Raw genomic sequence first — 18,489 nt, forward strand, 5'->3', positions numbered from 1 at the left:
GCGTTTCTCACCAAGGGAGTCACGAACCCATGAGCAACATCGCCCAGATCAAGCGGTTCCTCATCGAGGAGTTCCTGCCCGACGTCGCCCCCGAGCAACTCGCCGACGACCACGACCTCCTGTCCGACGGCGTCATCGACAGCCTGGGCGTCCTCAAGCTCATCGCCTGGGTCGAGGACCACTTCGCACTGCCCGTCGACGACACCGACCTCGACCCGAACAACTTCCGCTCCGTCGCCGCCATCGACGCCTTCATCACCCAGCGCCGCGCCGTCCCGGCCAGCGCCGTGGCAGGCGGCTGACCCGTGCACCCGGCCCTCACCGCCCTGCTCGCCGGGCACGACGTCGACCTGGACACCTGGCGCTCGTGGTGGGACCAGCTGGAGCAGCCCGCCCCGGGCCCGGCCCGCGACAGCGACCGGGCCCAGGCCGCGGCCCTGCTGGCCGCCCTCACCACCCGCCTGCCCGGCCCCGCCACCCTCGCCGCCTTCACCACCTCGCTGACCGAACGCAGCGCCCACCCCGGCCCCGCCCACCCCGCCAGCGTCAACATCGTCGGCACCGGCGGCGGCCCCGCCACCTTCAACCTCTCCACCGCCGCCGCCCTGACCGCCGCCGCCATGGGCATCCCCGTCGTCAAGACCGGCTCCCGCGCCTACACCAGCACCGCCGGCTCCATCGACCTGCTGGAACGCCTGGGCATCACCCTCACCTCCTCCCACCAGGCCACCGCCGAGCACCTGCAGCGCCACGGCATCGCCTTCGCCGGCCCGCACGTCTACCCGCCCGCCCTCACCCGCCTGGCCCGCGTCCTGTTCCCGCTCACCCTCAAACCCTTCGGACGCCTCCTCAACGCCCTCGGCCCGCTGCTGGCCACCGTCCCCGTCACCGCCCAGCTCACCGGCGCCTGCGCCACCGCCGACCTGGACGCGCTGCGCCACCTCGCCCCCCGCACCCCGGGACGCGCCGTGTGGCTGGCCTCCAACACCGCCGGCGCCGACGAACTCCTGCCCTTCGCCGACAACACCCTGCACACCCCCGACACCACCATCCACCTGCCCGCCGGCGCCGTCGCCCCCGCCGACGGCACCCTGGCCGACCTCGCCCCCCACCCCGGCGACCTCACCGGCCACTTCCTGAACGCCCTCGCCGGGCGCGCCGGCGCCACCGCCACCCACACCATCGCCCTCAACGCCGCCGCCCTCGCCCTCGCCTCCGGCCGCCACACCCACTGGCACACCGCCCACACCGCCGCCCTGGACGCCCTCGCCGACGGCGCCCCCCGCGCCCTGGCGATCCGCCTGCGCGCCGACCACAAGGCCCCCGCCCATGCCTGACACCGCGCCCATGCCTGACACCGCGCTCCTGGCCCCGCGCGCCGACGGCCGCCCGGGCCTGGCCCTGTTCCTCAACGCCGGCGACCCGCCCCAGCGCCTGACCGACCTGGCCCTCATGCTCGACGAGGAAGGCACCGACGTCCTCGAACTCGCCGTCCCCTTCCCCAACTCGCCCACCGACGGCCCCGTCATCCGCCGCTCCGCCGCCCGCGCCCTGGCCGCCGGCACCACCCTGGACACCGTCCTGGCCGAACTCACCGACCTGCGCCCGCGCCTGAGGCACCTGAAGATCGCGCTGCTCGCCGACTGGAGCCACAGCCTGCGCCACCGCGACCCCGGCGCCTGCGCCCGCGCCATCGCCGCCGCCGGCGCCGACGCCCTGCTCGTCCACGCCCTGCCGCCGCGCCTGCGCCCCGCCTGGCGCCGGGCCTGCCACGAGGCCGCCCTGCCGCAGGTCGCCACCTGCTACCCCACCTCCGGCCCCGAGGTCATCGCCGACGCCGCCACCGCCGCCCACGGCGCCTACGTCTACCTCGTCGCCCACTACGGCCGCTCCGGCACCGCCCCCGCGGCAGGCCACCACACCCTGGCCGCCACCGTCGCCGCCCTGCGCGCCGCCGCCCCCGCCACCCCCGTCGCCGTCGGCTTCGGCGTGCGCAGCGCCGCCGACCTGGACGCGGTCGCCGCCGCCGGAGCCGACGCCGCGATCGTCGGCTCCGCCGCCGTCGCCCGCATCGAGACCGCCCTCACCGAGGGCCGCGACGCCGTCCAGGCCCTGCGCGCCCTCCTCCACGACCTCCGCCCGCCCGCGCCCCCCAGGCCCGGCCCGGCCGGACGCACCACCCGCACCGGCACCGCCCGTACCACCGGCACCGCCCGTACCACCGGCACCGGCACCGCCGCCGGCGCCGCCGCCCTCACCCCCTGAACCGAAAGGCAGAACCAGCATGCTGATCCGCGACCTTGACGACGTCCAGACCGTCGAGTGGGGCAACGGCCTGTCCCGCCGCTTCCTGGTGGCCGGCGACGGCCTCGGCTACACCCTCACCGACACCATCGTCAACGCCGGCACCAAGTCCCGCCTGGAGTACCGCAACCACCTGGAGGCCTGCTACTGCATCGCCGGCTCCGGCGAGGTCATCGACATGGACGGCACCACCCACCCCATCACCCCCGGACGCCTCTACGCCCTGGACCGGCACGACGCCCACTTCCTGGTCGCGAGCCCCGAGGAGGACCTGCGCCTGGTCTGCGTGTTCTCCCCGGCCCTGCGCGGCGACGAGGTCCACCAGCTCGACGCCCACTCCTCCTCCGCCTACTAGGCCGAGATCCCCCCTTCGAGTCACGTGCCGGCGCCCCGCGCGCCGGCCTGCCACCCCGGGCCCCGCAGGCGGGCCCGGGAGGAAGGCGGCAACGTCATGATCCGCTGGAACGCCGACCAGAACGCCCTGCGCGAGGGCCTGGCCCGCTTCGGCGACGACCTGAGCGCCGGCCACATCGAAGGCGACGAACAGGCCGCCTTCTCCCACGACAAGTGGCGCCTCGTCCAGAAGACCGGCATCCTCTCCCTGCCCTTCGAGGAACGCTACGGCGGGCTGGGCCAGTCCCTGCTCACCACCATGTACGTCCTGGAGGGCCTGGGACAGACCTGCCGCGACGGCGGCCTCAACTTCTCCGTCACCACCTCCCTCGCCTCCACCGGCGTGCCCCTGCAGGCCTTCGGCTCACCCGCCCTCAAAGAGGCCTACCTGCCGCGCATCGCCTCCGGCGAGGCCATCGGCGCCCACGCCATCACCGAGTCCGAGGGCGGCTCGGACGCCATGCAGATGCGCACCCGCGCCCTGCGCGACGGCGACCACTTCGTCCTCAACGGCGCCAAGACCTTCGTCAGCAACGGCCCCGTCGCCGACGTCCTCGTCGTCTACGCCCGCACCCACCCCCAGGGCGGGGCCCTGGGCGTCACCGCGTTCCTCCTGGACCGCGACACGCCCGGCATCAGCACCGGAAACCCCATCAAGAAGATGGGCCTGCGCACCTCGCCGCTGTCCGAGGTCTACCTCGACGACGTACGGGTGCCCGCCACCCGGGTCCTGGGCCGCGTCGGCGGCGGCTTCCTCGTCCTGGACCACGTCATGAAACGCGAGATCCTCTACTCCTTCATCGTCAACACCGGCGAGATGCAGCACCGCCTGGCCCGCTGCCTCGACTACGCCAAGACCCGGATGTCCTTCGGCAAGCCCATCGGCTCCTACCAGTCGGTCGCCAACAAGATCGTCGACACCAAGATCCGCCTGGAGACCGCCCGCAAGTGGCTCTACGACACCGCCCAGCGCCTGGAGGCGGGCGAGAACGTCACCGTCGACATGGCGATCGCCAAACTCCTCACCAGCGAGTCCAACCTCGCCACCTCGCTGGCCGCCGTCCAGGTCTTCGGCGGCAACGGCTACATGTCCGAGTACGGGCTGGAGAAGGACGTGCGCAACGCGGTCGCCGGCACCATCTACTCCGGCAGCAACGAGATCCAGTACAACCGCATCGCCGCCATGCTCGGACTCGGCAATTGACGTCCTCCCCGTGCTAGAGCGCGGGGATTCCGGCCGCGCCTGCGGCACGGGGCTTGCGCCCGGTGCGGCCGGCGTTCCGGTGGGTTCCTGTTTCAACGGGCCGTGCCCGGCGTGGGATCGCCACGCCGGGGCTTACCGGCCCTCCGCAGGCGTTTAGCCTGTCCGCCCGTCCGGCGGCCAGGATGTTTCGAGCGGCATTGAGGTCACGATCGTGAGAGGTACCGCACGCGCCGCACGTCCACGTGCGGACGTTGAGAGGCTTGGGCCCGTCCAGGACCCCGCAGGTGGAGCACACCTGCGAGGTGGGTTCGTACCGGCCGATGACGCCGACGTGCCGTCCGTACCGGGCGGCCTTCTCGGTGAGGAGGCGGCGGAAGGCGGACCATCCGGCGTCGTGGACGGACTTGGCCAGGCGGGTGCGGGCGAGGCCGTGCACGTTCAGGTCTTCCAGGTACACCGCTTGGTTCTCGCGGATGATCCTGGTCGTCTGCTTGTGCATCCAGTCCTTGCGGGTGTCGGCCACCTTGGCGTGCGCCCTGGCGACCTTGCGCCGGGCCTTCGCCCGGTTCCTCGATCCCTTGGCCTTGCGGGACAGGGCCCGCTGCGCGGCCTTGAGCTTCTTCTCCGCCTTCCGCAGAAAGCGCGGGTTGTCGATCACCGTGCCGTCGGACATCACGGCGTAGGTGGTCAGGCCGAGGTCGATGCCGACTTCAGCTTCAACCTCCGGGAGATGGCCCGGTTCCACGTCCACGACGAACGAGGCGTGGTACCGGCCGCACGGGTCCAGGACGATCGTCACCGAGGACGGGTCGGCGGGCAGCGCCCGCGACCACTTGACCCGCACGTCACCGATCTTGGCAAGGTTCAGCTTGCCGTTCGAGCGCAGGCGGAACCCGTTGCGGGAGAACCGCAGCGACTGCCGGCCGTCCTTGCGCGACTTGAACACCGGCGGGCCCACCGGCCGGCCGGCCCGCTTGCCGGACAGCGAGTCGAAGAAGTTCCGGTACGCGGTGTCCAGGTCACGGATGGACGACTGCAACGCGTCGACCGACACCGACCCCAGCCACGACCGGGCATCCGTCTTCTTCGCATCCGTGATCACCGCTTTCGCCAGGGCGCCGGTCGGGATCCTCGACCGGTCCGCCTTCCACGCCGCCTTCCGCAGGGCGAGCGCGTCGTTGTACACCACTCGCGCGCACCCGAACGTCCGGGCCAGCGCTTGCCGCTGACCCACCGTCGGATACAAGCGATAGGAGTACCTGAGATGCACCACATCAACCTAACGACAGGCACTGACAACCACCCGCGGGAACCCACACGGCGGTCCGCCCTGCCGGCGAAACGCCGCTCCCCGACCTGCTCCGCAGGCATTGCCCTTCCTCTCCCGGCCAAAGCCGGGGGTATCCACGGAGACTCCCGATGACCGCCCCCGCCCCGCCCCGCCCCCGCCCGTCCGCACGCCCCCGCCACCTCAAGGTGTGCGGGGCCCGCACCCGCGCCGACCTCACCCTCCTCGCCGAGGCCGGCCCCACCCTGGTGGGCCTGTGGCACGGCGTGCCCGGCGGCCCCGCCGACCTGTCCGAACAGCACCTGGCCCACCTCGCCGCCACCGCCATCCGCCTGGGCCTGGAACCCGTCCTGGTCACCTTCCTCGACGACGCCGACCAACTCGCCGACCTCGCCCGCGCCACCGGCATCCGCTGGATCCAGCTCCACGCCTACCAGAACCCCCACCTGGTCGCCGAACTGCGCCACCGCCTGCCCTACGCCGTCCTCGTCAAAGTCCTCCACCTCTCCCGCGGCCGCTGCCTGGAACGCCCCTTCATCGGCGCCTTCGAACGCGCCGGCTGCGACCTGTTCCTGCTGGACACCGTCACCGACGACGGCCGCGTCGGCTCCACCGGCCACCCCCTGGCCCCCGCCGACGTCCACACCCTGCTGCCCCGCCTCACCATCCCCTTCCTCCTCGCCGGCGGCCTGAGCGCCGCCAACCGCGACACCTACCGCACCGTCACCGACCACCCCCTGTACGCGGGCGCCGACATCGACACCGCCGCCCGGGGCCCGGCCGGGGACTTCACCCACGAGGCCGTCACCGCCCTCACCCACGCCTGGCACCCCCGCCCCAAGGAGGCCTCCGTATGAGCGCCCCGCGGTTCCTCGACGCCCTGCTGGCCGCGAGACGCCCCCTGGTCATGGAGGTCAAACTCCGCGACCCGCACGGCGCCGACCTGCTGGGCCCGCGCACCGTCGCCGACCTCGTCACCCGCTACGAACAGGCCGGCGCCCCCTGCCTGTCCGTGGTCACCGGCCGCTGGTTCGGCGGCACCCCCCGCCTGCTGCGCGAGGTCGCCGACGCCACCGACCTGCCCGTCCTGCAGAAGGACTTCCTCACCCGCCCCGCCCAGCTGGAGGCCGCCGCCGCCCTCGGCGCCTCCGCCGTCCTGCTCACCGCCGCCCTGCTGCCCGCCGCCTCCCTGCGCCGCCTGGTCACCGCCGCCCTCGCCCTGGGCCTGACCCCGTTCGTCGAGATCACCGACGAACGCGAACTGGACCTGCTGCCCGACCCCGCCGACTGCGTCATCGCCGTCAACAACAAGGACATCCGCACCCGCGAACGCGACCGCGGCGACCTGACCCGCAGCCTGCGCCTGCTGCCCGCCCTGCGCGCCGCCGGCACCCGCGCCCCCGTCTCCGCCTCCGCCATCACCGACCCGAGCGACGCCGCCCGCCTCCTGGACGCCGGCTACGCCGGACTGCTCATCGGCACCACCCTGATGCGCACCGGCGACCTCGACGGCTGGCTCGCCGACCTCGACACCGCCCGCCGGGCGGTGGCCGCGTGAACCCCCGCCTGCGCACCCGCTCCCTCGTCCTGGACGCCGACGGCATCCCCCTCTCCGCCCTCGTCGCCGAACCCCAGGGCCGCGCCCCCAAAGCCGTCGTCCTCGCCATCCACGGCCGCGGCATGCGCGCCGCCTACTTCGCCGGCCCCGCCCACCCCGACACCAGCCTGCTCACCCTCGCCGCCGACCTCGGCTACACCGTCCTGGCCCTGGACCGCCCCGGCCACGGCGCCTCCGCCCACCGCCTGCCCGACGGCCAGCTCATCGCCGACCAGGGCGCCACCCTGCACGCCGCCCTCACCGACTACGCCCGCGCCCACCCCGTCGGCGCCGGCGTCCAACTCCTCGCCCACTCCTTCGGCGGCAAGATCGCCCTCCACCTCGCCGCCCACTGGCCCGCCGACCCCCACCTGCCCCTGCTCGGCGCCGACATCTCCGGCCTCGCCCAGCACTACGCCCCCGGCGCCTGGGAGCGCCCCGACGACCTCGCCGGCGGCGGCCGCCTCAACTGGGGCCCCCTCAACCTCTACCCGCCCGGCACCTTCCACGCCGCCCGCACCCTGCTCACCCCCGTCCCCGCCCTCGAATCCCGCGAACTGGCCACCTGGCCCGCCCGCTACAGCGCCCTCGCGGCCCGCGTGCGCGTGCCGGTACGCCTGACCCTCGCCGACCACGAGGCCTGGTGGCGCCTGGACCCGGCCCACCGCACCGCCCTCACCGCCCCCTTCCCCCCGGGACTTGCCCACCTCGTCACCGCCCACCGCGCCGGCCACAACCTCTCCCTGGGCCACGCCGCCCGCCCCTACCACCTGCGCGCCCTCGCCTTCACCGACGACTGCCTCACCCACCCCCAGCCGCAGCCCCCCGCCGCCGGGCCGGCGCCGGCACCGTCTCAAGGGCAGGCCTTGGTCGAGCCGGAGGCGGGAATGTTCGCCCTCGCGGGACGCGGCATCGAGTGAGGAGAGGGTCACCGATCGGGAACCGTGCCGTCGGGGTCGTGGAGCGTTCCGGCCGTGTACCGCTTGACCAAGTTGGACAGTGCGAACTCCCTCAACGCCTCGTCGCCGCGCAGGTCGGCCGTGGCGGCCACCTGAAGACTGAGCGTCGCGCGATGCGGCATCGCGCGACGCAGGAGCCCCGGGGAGACGACGCCGGCGAGCGCGGCCGTGCCGAACCGGCCGAGGAGCGGTGCGACGTCAATGGCCGGATCACCGAGAGCGGCGTGATCGAGATCGATGAGGCCACTGATCGTTGACGGCGACCGCCGGTCGGTGTCGGCACCATGCCAGAGGATGTTGTGCATCCCGAGATCACCGTGGACGGGAACAGGGGCGACCGCCTGCTCTGCGTCGAGCACGTCGAGCACGACGCGGTGGGCGCCTCGCGCACGCCGCCGTCCGGGACCGACGCGAGAAGCCGGTCGGCCACGATCCGCGGGAACCGATCCCCGCCGCACCAGGCGCGCGGCCCGGTGAGCCCGTCGGCGGCGGCGAACGCCTCCCCGGCTTCCACCGCTTGGAGAAGACACGTGATCTCTTCGGCGACCTGTGGCCAGCTCGCCGTGGTCCGATGCCGGCCCGGAACCCACGACGTGAGCATTCCAGCGCCCTTCCCGGGAGCCGTATGCACCGGGGAGAGCGCCCTCGGCGTGATCCAGCGTTGCTGTCTGGCGCGGAAGACCGTCAGGACGCGGTGTTCGTCGACGAGGCGAACAACCGCACGTGCGTGCCGCACGAGCCGCGCAACGGTCTGACCATGAATCACCAGGACATCATGGAAAGCACCGTGGTGAACCTCTGCCTGGTGCCAGCCGTACTCCGGCCACCAGCCGGACGCCAGATCAACCAAGACTTCCGCGTTGGGCCGCGCAGGTTCGGTCACCCCGGCGAGAATACCGGCGAGTCGATCTGTGAGGACCGGAGGATCCGCATAGATCTGACCAGGTCGACCCTCGACCAAGCCTCACGTAACGCCCTCTGAGCGTTGCCACCCGGGGGAGTTGACCTGGCGGAGGGGTGGAGAAGGCCCCGCCGCCCCGAGAGCCGGGGCGGCGGGGCCGGGAATCGCTGTTAGCGGGCGTCGAACTCGCCGGCGCGGACGGCGGTGACGAAGGCCTGCCAGGCGTGGGAGGAGAAGAGGAGGGCCGGGCCGTCGGGGTCCTTGGAGTCGCGGACGGGCATGAGGCTGGTGAAGCCGTCGGCGACCTCCACGCAGCCGTTCTGCCCGCCGCTATAGGTGCTCTTGCGCCAGGTGGTGTCCATCGCGGTTGCCTCCTGCGGGTGGAGTGGGAAGTCGATGGGGACGACTTCCCACTCTGGCGTCAGGTAGGCCTAGTTGGCGCCGAATTCGCCAGCGCGGACGGCGGCGACGAAGGTGTGCCAAGCGATCGGCGAGAAGTTGAGGCGCGGGCCGTCGGGGTCCTTGCTGTCCCGAACCCGACCAGGGTGTGCGTCATCCACTTCGACGCAGGCGCCACCATCGTTATTGCTGTGGCTGCTCTTCCGCCAGCTCTCGTGATGGTTCGCTCGCACGGCCGTACTCCTTTGAGATGCGCCTGATCATCGCCCGGGAGTCCCGGGGCGACAGGGCCATGGCCCTGAGCAGATCGTATGACCTCCGGCGGGCGGCCACACCCTCGGCATCTTCGATGAGTTCGCCACTGCGGGCCCCCTCTTCCCAAGCCACCATCGGGCGGTCCGGCACCGAATAGAGAAAGAGCGACCCTCCCATCTCGGCATGGACCCCTGCTGCGAATGGCAGGACCTGCACGGTGATGTGTGATCTCTGGTCCGACGTTATGGCATCGAGTTGTCGCCTCATCACCGTTGCGTCCCCGACCGGCCGTCGGAGAGTCGACTCATCGAGGATGAACCAGCAATGCGGAGGAGTCGGCGAGACCAACCGCTTCTGGCGGTTGAGGCGCGTTGACACCAGTGCGTCGAGTTCCTGCGGGGTCCGCTGGGACACCGAGGCCCGGTGCTACCGGGTGCGGAACGAGAGCGCGGGGGAGTGGCTGCGCCAGGACTCCGGTGAGCTCAAGGGGTTCGTCTCCTTCTCCGACGCCTACAGTGCGTGGCGCGCGTTCGAGGTCCACAAGCGGCCGGGGGAGTGACCGTGTCCTCGATGTTCTCCCGCGCGACCGCCGAGCAGCGGCGCGAAGTCGCCTCGGTCGTGGAGGACTTCGTCGCCGTCCCTGCGCTGGGCGGGGTGAAGTTGCCGTCCGTCGAGGTGGATTGGGAGCACGGCCGCAGGACCGGCTGCTACCTGGTCAGCCTCGGCTGCGCCCGCCCGTCCGTCCTGCTGCGCATCGTCGACCTGCTGCGCAAGGGGCTGCGTTACGAGCGCCTCACGCACGACGGCTGAACTCCTCGCCCGCCTGCTCTGGTTGGCAGGCTTCTCCCTCGTGATCCTCGCCGCTCTCAGGAAGTGCCCCCCGATGCGTGACCCCCGCCTGCTGGCCAAGCCGCCGGTGTGCCGGCTCGGCTGCCTCGTCCTCGTCCGCAACCGGCGCGGGGACGTCCTCCTGGTCGACCCCGACTACATGGACGGGATGATCCTGCCCGGCGGCGCGGCGAAGCCGAACGAGCCCCCGCACCTCGCTGCCGCCCGCCACCTGCACACCGAGACCGGGCTCAACCTCCGCCCCACGGACATCCTCGCGGTCGACTTCACCCCGGCCGACCGCCACCTGGAACGCCTCAACCTCGTCTTCGACGGCGGCACCGTCCGCGACGACGCCCGCCTCACCGTCCCGCCGCAGCACAGGAGCGGCCTGCTCGGCGCCCGCTTCGTCCCCGTCCGCGAACTCCCCGACGTCATGGCGCCCTCCCAAGCCGCCCGTGTCACCGAGGCGTTGGCCAACCGCGCGCTGCCCGTCCTCCTCCACGGCCAGCGGGCAACCTGAGGGCCGCGACCAGGCCGCCCGCGTACGGGTGCCGGTGCGCCTGACCCTCGCCGACCACGAGGCCTGGTGGTGCCTGGACCCGGCCCACCGCACCGCCCTCACCGCCCCCTTCCCCCGGGACTTGCCCGCCTCGTCACCGCCCACCGCGCCGGCCACAACCTCTCCCTGGGCCACGCCGCCCGCCCCTACCACCTGCGCGCCCTCGCCTTCACCGACGACTGCCTCACCCACCCCCAGCCGCAGCCCCCCGCCGCCGGGCCGGCGCCGGCACCGAACCGGCCCTGGACGCCGCCCGCTGACCACGGGAAGCGGGCCCGGCACACCAGGGCACGCGGCCGTCCGCGCACCGCGCGCCCCGTTCCGTACGCGCGAGGGGCGCTACCGGGCGGCAGAGACCGTGCGGGCGCAGGCGCCCTGACGGCGGGCCGGTGACCCGTCGCCGGGGGCCCCGCCCCCGGCCAGGGCCCGGTGGTGCTCCACCAGCTCCATGCACCGGGCGGTCGCGGCGGCCCGCCGCCGCTCGTAGCGCTCCCGGTCCCGGTGCAGCGCGTGAAGGCGCCGGTCACGGACCCTCCCGCCACCGCCACCGCCGTGGACCGGTCCCGGCCCTGCCCTATCCATCACCGCCGGGACCGGTTCAGTGCCTGGATCTGGGACTTCTCGTCGACCGAGAGCACCACCGCCCCTTCGGGCGGGTTGAAGGAGAGACCGACCACGTCGTAGACCTTCTCGACGAACAGCGGGTCGGTGGAGAGTTCGAACGTGTCGGCCACGTGAGGCTTGAGCTGGAACTTCCGCCAGATCCGCCCCACCGTGGACTTCGACAGGCCGCTACGGGCCGCCATCGAGCTCCGCGACCAGTGCGTCGCGTTCTTCGGGATCTCCTCCAGAGTCGCCACGACCACCGCCCCGACCTCGTCCGCCGCGATCGTCGGCGGCCGGCCGGGCCGGGGTTCGTCCACCAAGCCGTCCAGGCGCTCAACGAGGAACCGCCGCCGCCACTTGTGAACGGTGTCCGCAGTGACCCCAAACCCCCTGCACTTGTCCCCCCCCGGCACCCGACACCACCGGCCCAGCCCAGCGGTCACACCGCCGCAGGAGAAGAATCGGGAAATACGCCAGCAAACCCCCCCACGCCCCCAAGTCCCTCGACAAGAGCCGCCCCCAAAGGTGAACCTGATGGGGACCCGGCTGCGTGGATACGTCTGTAGGGCAACTGCAGAGTGGCCTTACGTTCACTCAGCCACCTGGTAACGAAAGGAAGACCCAAAGATGAAGATCCTGTTCGCCATCCGTGACGCGTCCTTCGCCAAGAAGAGCCTGAAGGCCAGCGCTTGGTACATCTGGTACTAAGCCGGCTGATCGGTACCTCCGGTACCTGAACAGCTGATCCGCCCCCGCCCCTGCCCCCCTCGCGGCCTCCGCCGAGAGATCGGGCCCGGGGCGGGGGCGGAGACCGGCCCCGGCAAAGTCTCGGAGACATCACATGGCACTCTCCCCCGCCTCCGCCCGTTCGCGAAACACCGTGCTCTCCCCCCGACTTGAGGCCCTGCTCAGGGACCATCTAGGCAAGGACGCCGTCCGGCTCGAACCCGACACGATCGGGGTCGCCGGGCCCGAACTCACCGACCGGATCCTCGCCGCCCGGCGCGCCACCGAGATCGAACGGCCCACATTCAAACCGCTGCACGGACGTTCGATCACCCGCACCGAGGCGTCCTCGGTGACGCGGACGATCGGCAGCGACGTGCGCGAGGCGCTGAAGGCCCCGCTGCCGCAGAACATCGACCTGTCCGGTCCGTGGCCGCTCACCGGACACCTCTTCCTGCGCGACCTCATCCTCGGCCGGGACCCGCGCCGGCTGCGGATCCTGATGAGCCGCAATCTCGAACTGACGCCGCTGCTCACCTGGTTGGTGATCTCGGCCGGCGCCGCACTGCCCGGTAGGCCCAAGCCCGACGACGACCTCACCGAACTCGGCAAGCTCACCGCGAAGGCGGCCAACTACCAGGACCGACGGTACGCGCTGGGCATGTACCGCCGAGCCGCCGCACCCGTCTGCTTCACCATCTCCACCCTGGTCGCGAACGCGCTCTGGCTCGGCTCGCCGTTCGACGACAGCACGCCGAACCGGAACATCATCTTCGAGTCACTGCGCCTGCTGCCGCCGTCGTGGAACATCCTGCGCCGCGCCTCGCCCGAGTACCCCGCGCTCGATCCGCGGATCGGCGCGGGCGACGACATCCTCGTCCTGCCGCTGCTCTCACATCGCGACCCGGCGCTGTGGGAGGACCCGGACGAGTTCCGCCCGGAGCGCTGGGACCACCTCGACCCGGACAGCACTCCCGGCTACCTGCCGTTCGGGCACTCCTCCGAACGCTGCTGGGGCCGGCACATGGTGATGCCGCTCGCCGAACTGCTGCTGGACCAGATCCGGGCAGCCGGCCTGGTCGTCGACCCCGAACAGCGGACCGCCAAGGTGCCACTGCTCGGTCTGCTCGGCGTCAGCGAGGTCCGCGTCCTGAAGGCACGCGATGCACGCTGATCACCTGCACACCGAACACGGGGATACCGAACACAGCGCCACCGACCCGGAGTTCGCCGACGGCCAGTTCTACGCCGACCCGCACGCCGCGTACCGCCGCTGGCGCACCGAGGGCGGCGCCCGCAAGGTCCGGTTCGGCGGCGCGGCCGGACTCGAAGGCTGGGTCGTCACCGGCCACGCCGAGTGCCGGGCCGCCCTCGCCGACCCCCGGCTGAGCAAGAAGGCCGTCACCGAGGCGTTCGCCCAACACGTCGGGAACTCCGAGGGCGGCCCGGGCCGCGACCTGATGACGCATATGCTCAACTCCGACCCACCGGAGCACACCCGACTTCGCAAGCTAGTCCAACAGGCTTACACCGGGCGGCAGGTGGCAACCCTACGACCGATGGTCGAGCGCCACGTCGGCGCACTGCTGGACCAGCTGGACGGGCTCGACTCGGCCGAGCTGATCAGCGAGTTCGCGCTGCCGCTGCCACTCGCGGTGGTCTTCGAGCTGTTCGGCGCGCCGCAGGCCGAACGGGAGAACCTCCAAGTCCGGGGCAACGCGGTCGATACTGGCCCGCAGGACGACGGCGGGGCGGACGGCGAGGTCTCGGTGGAGACTGCCGAAGGCATGGCGGACTACCTGCGCGCCCTGGTCGACCACAAGCGCACCCACCCGGGCGACGACCTGATCTCCGAACTGCTCGCCGCCCAGGCGGACGGCGACCGGCTGACCGAGGCCGAGACCACCTCGATGGCGTTCCTGCTCGCGATCGCCGGCCACCAGAGCACCGTCAACCTGATCGCGAACGGCATCCACGCGCTGCTCGGCCACACCGAGCAACTCGCGGCGCTGCGTGCGAATCCGGAGCTACTTCCCGGCGCGATCGAGGAAGTCCTGCGCTACGAGAGCCCGTTCAGCATCGCCTCGCTACGCCGCACGACCGAGCCGGTGACCATCGCGGGCACCACGATCCCGGCCGGCGAGTTCGTCCAGATCGCGCTGCTCGCCGCCAACCGCGACCCGGCCGTCTTCGCCGACCCCGACCGCTTCGACATCACCCGCCCGGACGCCACCCGACACCTCGCGTTCGGCCACGGCATCCACCATTGCCTCGGCGCACAGCTGGGCCGGCTACAGGCCGAGGTCGCGTTCAGCGAACTGCTGCGCCGCTTCCCGGCCCTGCGCCTGGCCGAACCGGCCGCGGCCGCGCAGTGGCAGGAGAACCCAAGGCACCGGGGGCTGCTCAGCCTGCGGGTGCTGCTGCACTGACGACGGCGGTACCGTGCGGCCCGCTCCCCACAGAGCCAGTGGGCCGGTGGGGGCGCCAAGACCCTCACGCAATCCCTTTGGATGCGGCTCTGGGGGGGAGGAGGAGGAGGAGGAGGGGCTGAGCGCATCACGTGCTTGGTACGGGTGGCGGCGTACAGGAACTGGTCGATCGTGCCGACCGCGAACGGGCGCGGCAGACCACGGCGACGTCCGAGGAACCACTCGGCGGGAGCCCTGCACTCCTTCGCTTCGTCCAGCAGCACCCGCAGAACCCGAGCACCCGCCTCGCCATGCCGCCAAGCCGTAGAATTCACCGCGTACTTGTTCCTACGAGAGCCCCGCCCAGCGGACAGCCTCCTCCCCGGCGGCGTCGAGACGCCGGAACACCGGGTGGCCTTGCCGCAGTCACGTATCCCGCACAACCAGGCGGACAGGCGTCGCCCCCCTACCTGGGCCGCCCGCGAGAGCGTCCAGACGCCACCGTGTCACCGGCGGCAGGTAGCGGTCCCCGACAATCTCGGCCACCACCGCGGTGTCCAGCATGTGCGACAGCAGGAGGTTAGCCGCCCCCAGCCCGCCCCGCGGACTTACCCCACAGCGCGCCCAGCCAGCCCCTGACCTCGGGCGGGTACCGCTGCCAGCGGTCCTCAACCATCGTGTCAACCTCCGTGGACGGGTACGCTTCGGGAACTTAGGCCACGACACTGACAACCAGCTCTGGGGCAAGGAGAGATGGCAACAACGCCTCGGCTGTTCGACGGGGTCTCTACCGATCGAACTGAATCAATCAGGCCCCTCGGCCGCTAATCACTGCAGGTCAGGAAGCGTCGGCCCCGCGCTCGCGGGGGTTGCCACCGCATCGGAGAGCCGGACGCCGAACGCCTAAGAGCTGTCCCGTAATTGACCTTGTGCGCATTCTCGGATGCGTCATGGTGGGATCTTGTCAGGGCGGATCACGCCCTGACTGCTCACCCAGCCAGGGCGGCACTCATCCGAGCCAGGCGGTCGTCCGGCAGGGCGAAGTCGTTGGCAGTGCTGCCGCGCAGGACGCCTGGCGGCAGCACTGCCGGATCTACTCCTGGACGCCAAGAGTTGTTGTCCGCTCGAAGTGAGCGGGAGGTGTCACTTCCTGAGGCGCTGCAGAGTGCGGTCCAGGCCCGCGAGCTCCTTCGAGACAACGACGTTCGGGATCTTGAGGACGTCTGAGACCAGAGCGGTGTTCTTCTCGACGCACCCGGCGGCAGGTTCCTGGGGAAACACCCACTGATCGCCATCGGGGTAGAACTCCGAGTTGTCGCCGGTGCTCACGACGGCGATCGGGCCGATCTTCAGTTGCTTCCCGCCGTCATGTTCGAGGACAACGTCCATGACCGCGACCCATGGCGAGGCTCCCTCGGGCACGGTCTTGTTCCCGACGGTGAGCTCGAAACGGTCGTGTTTGTTGGCGACGACCTCGTGGGTGAGCTCCTTTGAGAGGGTGAAGGGCTTCGCTGGGGGCACGGGTTCCTGTTCGTCCGGGATCGTGAACTGGTAGTTCGCGGTGATGACGACCGGCCCACCCACGGCTGCACAGGGCTCAAGGCTCTGAAGTCTGTTGAAGGTGATGCTGGCCTTCGTGATCAATGAGGTGCCGTTCGCGATATTCGCCAAGGTCAGGTCGATGTGAGGGCCGTGCAAGTCGTTGATCGCGCTGACCGGAGCGGCATCCATCGACCTGTCGCGTTCCTCCCCGGCAGTGCCCCCGGCGATGTAAGCCGACACCTTCGACAGCGCGAGGTCGGACTTCAGCTCCGGCCCGCTCCGCGCCAAGTCGTTAGAGGTCTTCGACTCCTGTTCGATCCGGAAGACGACGAACCCCACCGCCACCGCGACGACCAGGCCCACGGCGATGCCGGTCCTGACGAACCGGTGGTGCTTCGCCCGGCGGCCAGCTTCCTCGGGCGGTTCCCCCAGAACGATGTCGCCGGTCTGGGTGATGTTCTGTGTGGCATTGCCCGAGGCGTTGTTCGCCTGGGAGCCCTGCTGGCCAGGGGAGCTCATCACTGGGTCCGGGACTTGTTGCCGACCACGATGTCGCCGGTCTGGGTGATGTTCTGGGTGGAGCTGCCGTAGGCGTTGTTGTTCTGGACGAAGGTCTGCTGCGGTAGGGGCACAGCGGCGCGGACCGCCTCCACCAGCGACCGGAGGTCTTCTTCAAGCTCCGGGTTTTCCTCCAGAAGCTCGGCCAGCTTCTCCGTCCAGCGGTTCTGGAGCGCCGTCCGGACGCGCTCCTGCTGGGGCTCAGGGGCCTGATCCAGCTCCTGCGGGATGCGATCGAGCTGCACCGACACGCGCTGCTCATCCCGGTCATCGCCGCGGCCGAACAGGCGGGCGACTCTGCCCTTGGTGCCCTGCCAGATGTCCGTTGCCGCCGCGCTCACGATTGCGGTTCCGCCGGCCGTGGCCAGCTCCACCAGTGCGTCCGTCAACACCCCTGCACTCCCGCTTCATTGAGGGCTTTACGGGCATCACAAGCCCGCTGAGGCCAACAAGGTAATGCATAGTCAGGTCACGGATGGCTAGAAGCGTAAAGCGGCACTAAGGGATGCCCCGTTTAAGCAGGTGAGGCGGTGCTGATGGTCGCGGTACGTTCCCCAGATGGAGCTCTTGAACCCGGCCTGCCCGCTGCACGGACCCGGCATCGACCCCTCGTCTCTGGTCGGCAGCCGGCTCGTCCAGGTGCTGGCGTCGTGGCACACATATGATGGGCGTCCCGGCGATGGCCCGGTCGAGGTATGGCTGATCGACGATCGAGACAGGTCCACCAATATCGCCAGCGGCACGGACTGGTGCCTCATGGTCGAGTCCTCCGGGCCGGATGATGGCTTTGACATTGGCGACCGGGGTCGGATCGACGTTCTGCCTGTGCGTGACGAGACAGCCTTCGCGGCCCACCTGGGGGAGCCCGTAATCGGAGTCCGCCAGGAGTGGGAGCCGGCAACAGGGCGCGTGGCACTTGAGCTGGACTTCCCTTCGGGAAGCGTCCGCTGCGAGAGCTGGAGCGGTGACCTCCGTGTCCTGGCCGTGGACAGCCCTGCGGGTCCGACCTAGCCAATGCCATGATCTTGGAGTGGCTGGTGTGATCACGGCGTCGGCGCCGTCCTGGATAGGTCCGTTCACCGGGCTGGGCCCCCGCGACTTCCACAAGCTGATCACGATGCTCCGCCACGAGGGGGCCGACACGGTGCGCCGAGGCCGCCCGTGGAGCCTGCCGTTGGAGGACCGGGTCCTGTTGGTCGTCGCCTACTGGCGCACGAACCTGACGCTACGGCAGCTCGCGCCGCTGTTCGGGGTGTCCAAGTCGGCGGCCGACCGGATCATCGACCACGTCGGGCGGCTGCTCGCGCTCAATCCCCGGCGCCGATTCCGCAAGGACACCGTGCTGATCGTCGACGGCACCCTGGTCCCCACCCGCGACCACACGATCGCCGAGCAGTCGAAGAACTACCGGTACTCCACCAACCACCAGGTCGTCATCGACGCCCACACCCGGCTGGTCATCGCTGTCGGCAAGCCCCTGCCGGGCGACCGGAACGACTGCAAGGCATGGGAGGAGTCCGGCGCGAAGGCCGCCGTTGGCCGGACGACGACCATCGCCGACGGCGGCTATCCAGGCACCGGCCTGGTCATCCCACACCGCCGACCGCGCGGCGGCGAGCTCACCGACTGGCAGGCCGAGCACAACCGCGAGCACAAGCAGGTCCGCGTCCGCGTCGAGCACGTCTTCGCCCGGATGAAGACCTGGAAGATCCTCCGCGATTGCCGCCTCAAGGGCGACGGCGTTCACCACGCCATGCTCGGAATCGCCCGCCTGTACAACCTCCTCCAGGCCGCGTGAGCCGGGCGGCCGCTACGCAACACCGATCGCCCGAGGCGCCCCGGAGATCAATTACGGGACAACTCTTAGTGTCCTGCGCCGGAGATCCGTCGTTAGATCGTGTGTGCTCTTCTCCTGATGTTCCAATGCGTCGTCGTGGACCCGCATGGGAACCGCTGTTG

24 protein-coding genes and 1 pseudogene are annotated in these 18,489 nt (G+C 71.1%); 17 read left to right on the forward strand and 8 right to left on the reverse strand.

Annotated elements, in window-relative coordinates:
• Positions 1-29: 29 nt before the first annotated feature.
• The 5 genes from ACIOJE_RS38985 (at position 30) to ACIOJE_RS39005 (ending at position 3,901) form a co-directional block, all read left to right on the forward strand.
• Positions 30-302, forward strand: coding sequence for an acyl carrier protein (locus ACIOJE_RS38985; protein WP_280677765.1), 273 nt, complete (start codon positions 30-32; stop codon positions 300-302).
• A 3-nt stretch (positions 303-305) separates the two neighbouring features.
• Positions 306-1,337 (forward strand): hypothetical protein, encoded by a 1,032-nt coding sequence (locus ACIOJE_RS38990; RefSeq protein ID WP_400783071.1) that lies wholly within the window; start codon positions 306-308, stop codon positions 1,335-1,337.
• Between the two features lie 10 nt (positions 1,338-1,347).
• Positions 1,348-2,265: a tryptophan synthase subunit alpha gene (trpA, locus tag ACIOJE_RS38995; RefSeq protein ID WP_400783073.1), complete on the forward strand. Its 918-nt coding sequence runs from the start codon at positions 1,348-1,350 to the stop codon at positions 2,263-2,265.
• Positions 2,266-2,284: 19 nt separating this feature from the next.
• Positions 2,285-2,659: an ectoine synthase gene (locus tag ACIOJE_RS39000; RefSeq protein ID WP_280677759.1), complete on the forward strand. Its 375-nt coding sequence runs from the start codon at positions 2,285-2,287 to the stop codon at positions 2,657-2,659.
• A 96-nt stretch (positions 2,660-2,755) separates the two neighbouring features.
• Positions 2,756-3,901, forward strand: coding sequence for an acyl-CoA dehydrogenase family protein (locus ACIOJE_RS39005; RefSeq protein WP_400783075.1), 1,146 nt, complete (start codon positions 2,756-2,758; stop codon positions 3,899-3,901).
• 13 nt (positions 3,902-3,914) lie between these two features.
• Here ACIOJE_RS39005 and ACIOJE_RS39010 read toward each other — a convergent pair whose 3' ends face one another.
• Positions 3,915-5,171 carry an RNA-guided endonuclease InsQ/TnpB family protein gene (locus ACIOJE_RS39010; protein ID WP_400783077.1) on the reverse strand — a complete coding sequence of 419 codons (1,257 nt, stop codon included), beginning with the start codon at positions 5,169-5,171 and terminating at the stop codon, positions 3,915-3,917.
• A 149-nt stretch (positions 5,172-5,320) separates the two neighbouring features.
• On the opposite strand from ACIOJE_RS39010, the gene ACIOJE_RS39015 reads away from it, so the two are divergent.
• From ACIOJE_RS39015 to ACIOJE_RS39025, 3 genes are read left to right on the forward strand one after another with little or no spacing between them, the layout of a single operon-like run.
• Positions 5,321-6,046, forward strand: coding sequence for an N-(5'-phosphoribosyl)anthranilate isomerase (locus ACIOJE_RS39015; protein WP_400783079.1), 726 nt, complete (start codon positions 5,321-5,323; stop codon positions 6,044-6,046).
• Positions 6,043-6,747: an indole-3-glycerol-phosphate synthase gene (locus tag ACIOJE_RS39020; protein ID WP_280677754.1), complete on the forward strand. Its 705-nt coding sequence runs from the start codon at positions 6,043-6,045 to the stop codon at positions 6,745-6,747. Before ACIOJE_RS39015 ends, ACIOJE_RS39020 begins: the two co-directional genes overlap by 4 nt.
• On the forward strand, positions 6,744-7,706 hold the full coding sequence (locus ACIOJE_RS39025) for an alpha/beta hydrolase (protein WP_400783083.1): 963 nt from the start codon (positions 6,744-6,746) through the stop codon (positions 7,704-7,706). The genes ACIOJE_RS39020 and ACIOJE_RS39025 overlap by 4 nt, the downstream gene beginning before the upstream one ends.
• Positions 7,707-7,714: 8 nt before the next feature.
• Here the strand turns inward: ACIOJE_RS39025 and ACIOJE_RS39030 are convergent, their stop codons facing one another.
• Positions 7,715-8,335, reverse strand: coding sequence for a phosphotransferase family protein (locus ACIOJE_RS39030; RefSeq protein WP_400783086.1), 621 nt, complete (start codon positions 8,333-8,335; stop codon positions 7,715-7,717).
• 104 nt (positions 8,336-8,439) lie between these two features.
• On the opposite strand from ACIOJE_RS39030, the gene ACIOJE_RS39035 reads away from it, so the two are divergent.
• Positions 8,440-8,727: a hypothetical protein gene (locus tag ACIOJE_RS39035; protein WP_400783089.1), complete on the forward strand. Its 288-nt coding sequence runs from the start codon at positions 8,440-8,442 to the stop codon at positions 8,725-8,727.
• Between the two features lie 89 nt (positions 8,728-8,816).
• On the opposite strand, the gene ACIOJE_RS39040 is transcribed toward ACIOJE_RS39035, so the two are convergent.
• The 3 genes from ACIOJE_RS39040 to ACIOJE_RS39050 all read right to left on the reverse strand — a co-directional run bounded on the left by ACIOJE_RS39040 (position 8,817) and on the right by ACIOJE_RS39050 (position 9,714).
• The gene (locus tag ACIOJE_RS39040; RefSeq protein ID WP_400783092.1) at positions 8,817-9,008 is read right to left on the reverse strand and encodes a DUF397 domain-containing protein; all 192 of its coding nucleotides are present in this window, start codon (positions 9,006-9,008) and stop codon (positions 8,817-8,819) included.
• Between the two features lie 69 nt (positions 9,009-9,077).
• The gene (locus tag ACIOJE_RS39045; protein ID WP_400783094.1) at positions 9,078-9,278 is read right to left on the reverse strand and encodes a DUF397 domain-containing protein; all 201 of its coding nucleotides are present in this window, start codon (positions 9,276-9,278) and stop codon (positions 9,078-9,080) included.
• Positions 9,229-9,714 carry a DUF5753 domain-containing protein gene (locus ACIOJE_RS39050; RefSeq protein ID WP_400783097.1) on the reverse strand — a complete coding sequence of 162 codons (486 nt, stop codon included), beginning with the start codon at positions 9,712-9,714 and terminating at the stop codon, positions 9,229-9,231. The genes ACIOJE_RS39045 and ACIOJE_RS39050 overlap by 50 nt, the downstream gene beginning before the upstream one ends.
• Here ACIOJE_RS39050 and ACIOJE_RS39055 point away from each other — a divergent pair.
• The 3 genes from ACIOJE_RS39055 to ACIOJE_RS39065 all read left to right on the forward strand — a co-directional run bounded on the left by ACIOJE_RS39055 (position 9,614) and on the right by ACIOJE_RS39065 (position 10,651).
• On the forward strand, positions 9,614-9,859 hold the full coding sequence (locus tag ACIOJE_RS39055) for a hypothetical protein (protein ID WP_400783120.1): 246 nt from the start codon (positions 9,614-9,616) through the stop codon (positions 9,857-9,859). The two genes, ACIOJE_RS39050 and ACIOJE_RS39055, sit on opposite strands and share 101 nt — an antisense overlap.
• A 2-nt stretch (positions 9,860-9,861) precedes the next feature.
• Positions 9,862-10,110: a hypothetical protein gene (locus tag ACIOJE_RS39060; RefSeq protein WP_400783099.1), complete on the forward strand. Its 249-nt coding sequence runs from the start codon at positions 9,862-9,864 to the stop codon at positions 10,108-10,110.
• Between the two features lie 73 nt (positions 10,111-10,183).
• Complete coding sequence (locus ACIOJE_RS39065) at positions 10,184-10,651, forward strand: NUDIX domain-containing protein (protein ID WP_400783101.1); 468 nt, start codon at positions 10,184-10,186, stop codon at positions 10,649-10,651.
• A gap of 626 nt (positions 10,652-11,277) precedes the next feature.
• Here the strand turns inward: ACIOJE_RS39065 and ACIOJE_RS39070 are convergent.
• Positions 11,278-11,670: pseudogene (locus ACIOJE_RS39070) on the reverse strand (helix-turn-helix domain-containing protein); the annotation flags it as partial.
• Between the two features lie 253 nt (positions 11,671-11,923).
• On the opposite strand from ACIOJE_RS39070, the gene ACIOJE_RS39075 reads away from it, so the two are divergent.
• From ACIOJE_RS39075 to ACIOJE_RS39085, 3 genes are all read left to right on the forward strand, one after another.
• Positions 11,924-12,004: a tryptorubin family RiPP precursor gene (locus tag ACIOJE_RS39075; RefSeq protein ID WP_224285092.1), complete on the forward strand. Its 81-nt coding sequence runs from the start codon at positions 11,924-11,926 to the stop codon at positions 12,002-12,004.
• Positions 12,005-12,137: 133 nt separating this feature from the next.
• Positions 12,138-13,196 carry a cytochrome P450 gene (locus tag ACIOJE_RS39080; protein WP_400783103.1) on the forward strand — a complete coding sequence of 353 codons (1,059 nt, stop codon included), beginning with the start codon at positions 12,138-12,140 and terminating at the stop codon, positions 13,194-13,196.
• A complete protein-coding gene (locus ACIOJE_RS39085) occupies positions 13,186-14,451 on the forward strand; it encodes a cytochrome P450 (RefSeq protein WP_400783106.1) in 1,266 nt (421 codons plus the stop codon). The genes ACIOJE_RS39080 and ACIOJE_RS39085 overlap by 11 nt, the downstream gene beginning before the upstream one ends.
• Before the next feature lie 1,122 nt (positions 14,452-15,573).
• Here ACIOJE_RS39085 and ACIOJE_RS39090 read toward each other — a convergent pair.
• Together ACIOJE_RS39090 and ACIOJE_RS39095 are read right to left on the reverse strand one after the other, a co-directional pair.
• Entirely contained in the window at positions 15,574-16,491 is a 918-nt protein-coding gene (locus ACIOJE_RS39090) for a hypothetical protein (RefSeq protein ID WP_400783108.1), read from the reverse strand.
• Entirely contained in the window at positions 16,491-16,919 is a 429-nt protein-coding gene (locus tag ACIOJE_RS39095) for a hypothetical protein (protein WP_400783111.1), read from the reverse strand. The genes ACIOJE_RS39090 and ACIOJE_RS39095 overlap by 1 nt, the downstream gene beginning before the upstream one ends.
• A gap of 169 nt (positions 16,920-17,088) precedes the next feature.
• Here ACIOJE_RS39095 and ACIOJE_RS39100 point away from each other — a divergent pair, with 169 nt between their 5' ends.
• Both ACIOJE_RS39100 and ACIOJE_RS39105 read left to right on the forward strand, forming a co-directional pair.
• Positions 17,089-17,541, forward strand: coding sequence for a hypothetical protein (locus ACIOJE_RS39100; RefSeq protein WP_400783113.1), 453 nt, complete (start codon positions 17,089-17,091; stop codon positions 17,539-17,541).
• A 19-nt stretch (positions 17,542-17,560) separates the two neighbouring features.
• Complete coding sequence (locus ACIOJE_RS39105; RefSeq protein ID WP_400783116.1) at positions 17,561-18,328, forward strand: transposase; 768 nt, start codon at positions 17,561-17,563, stop codon at positions 18,326-18,328.
• Positions 18,329-18,489 lie beyond the last annotated feature (161 nt).

The sequence above is a fragment of the Kitasatospora sp. NPDC087861 genome (genome assembly GCF_044742585.1).
Taxonomy (GTDB): domain Bacteria; phylum Actinomycetota; class Actinomycetes; order Streptomycetales; family Streptomycetaceae; genus Kitasatospora.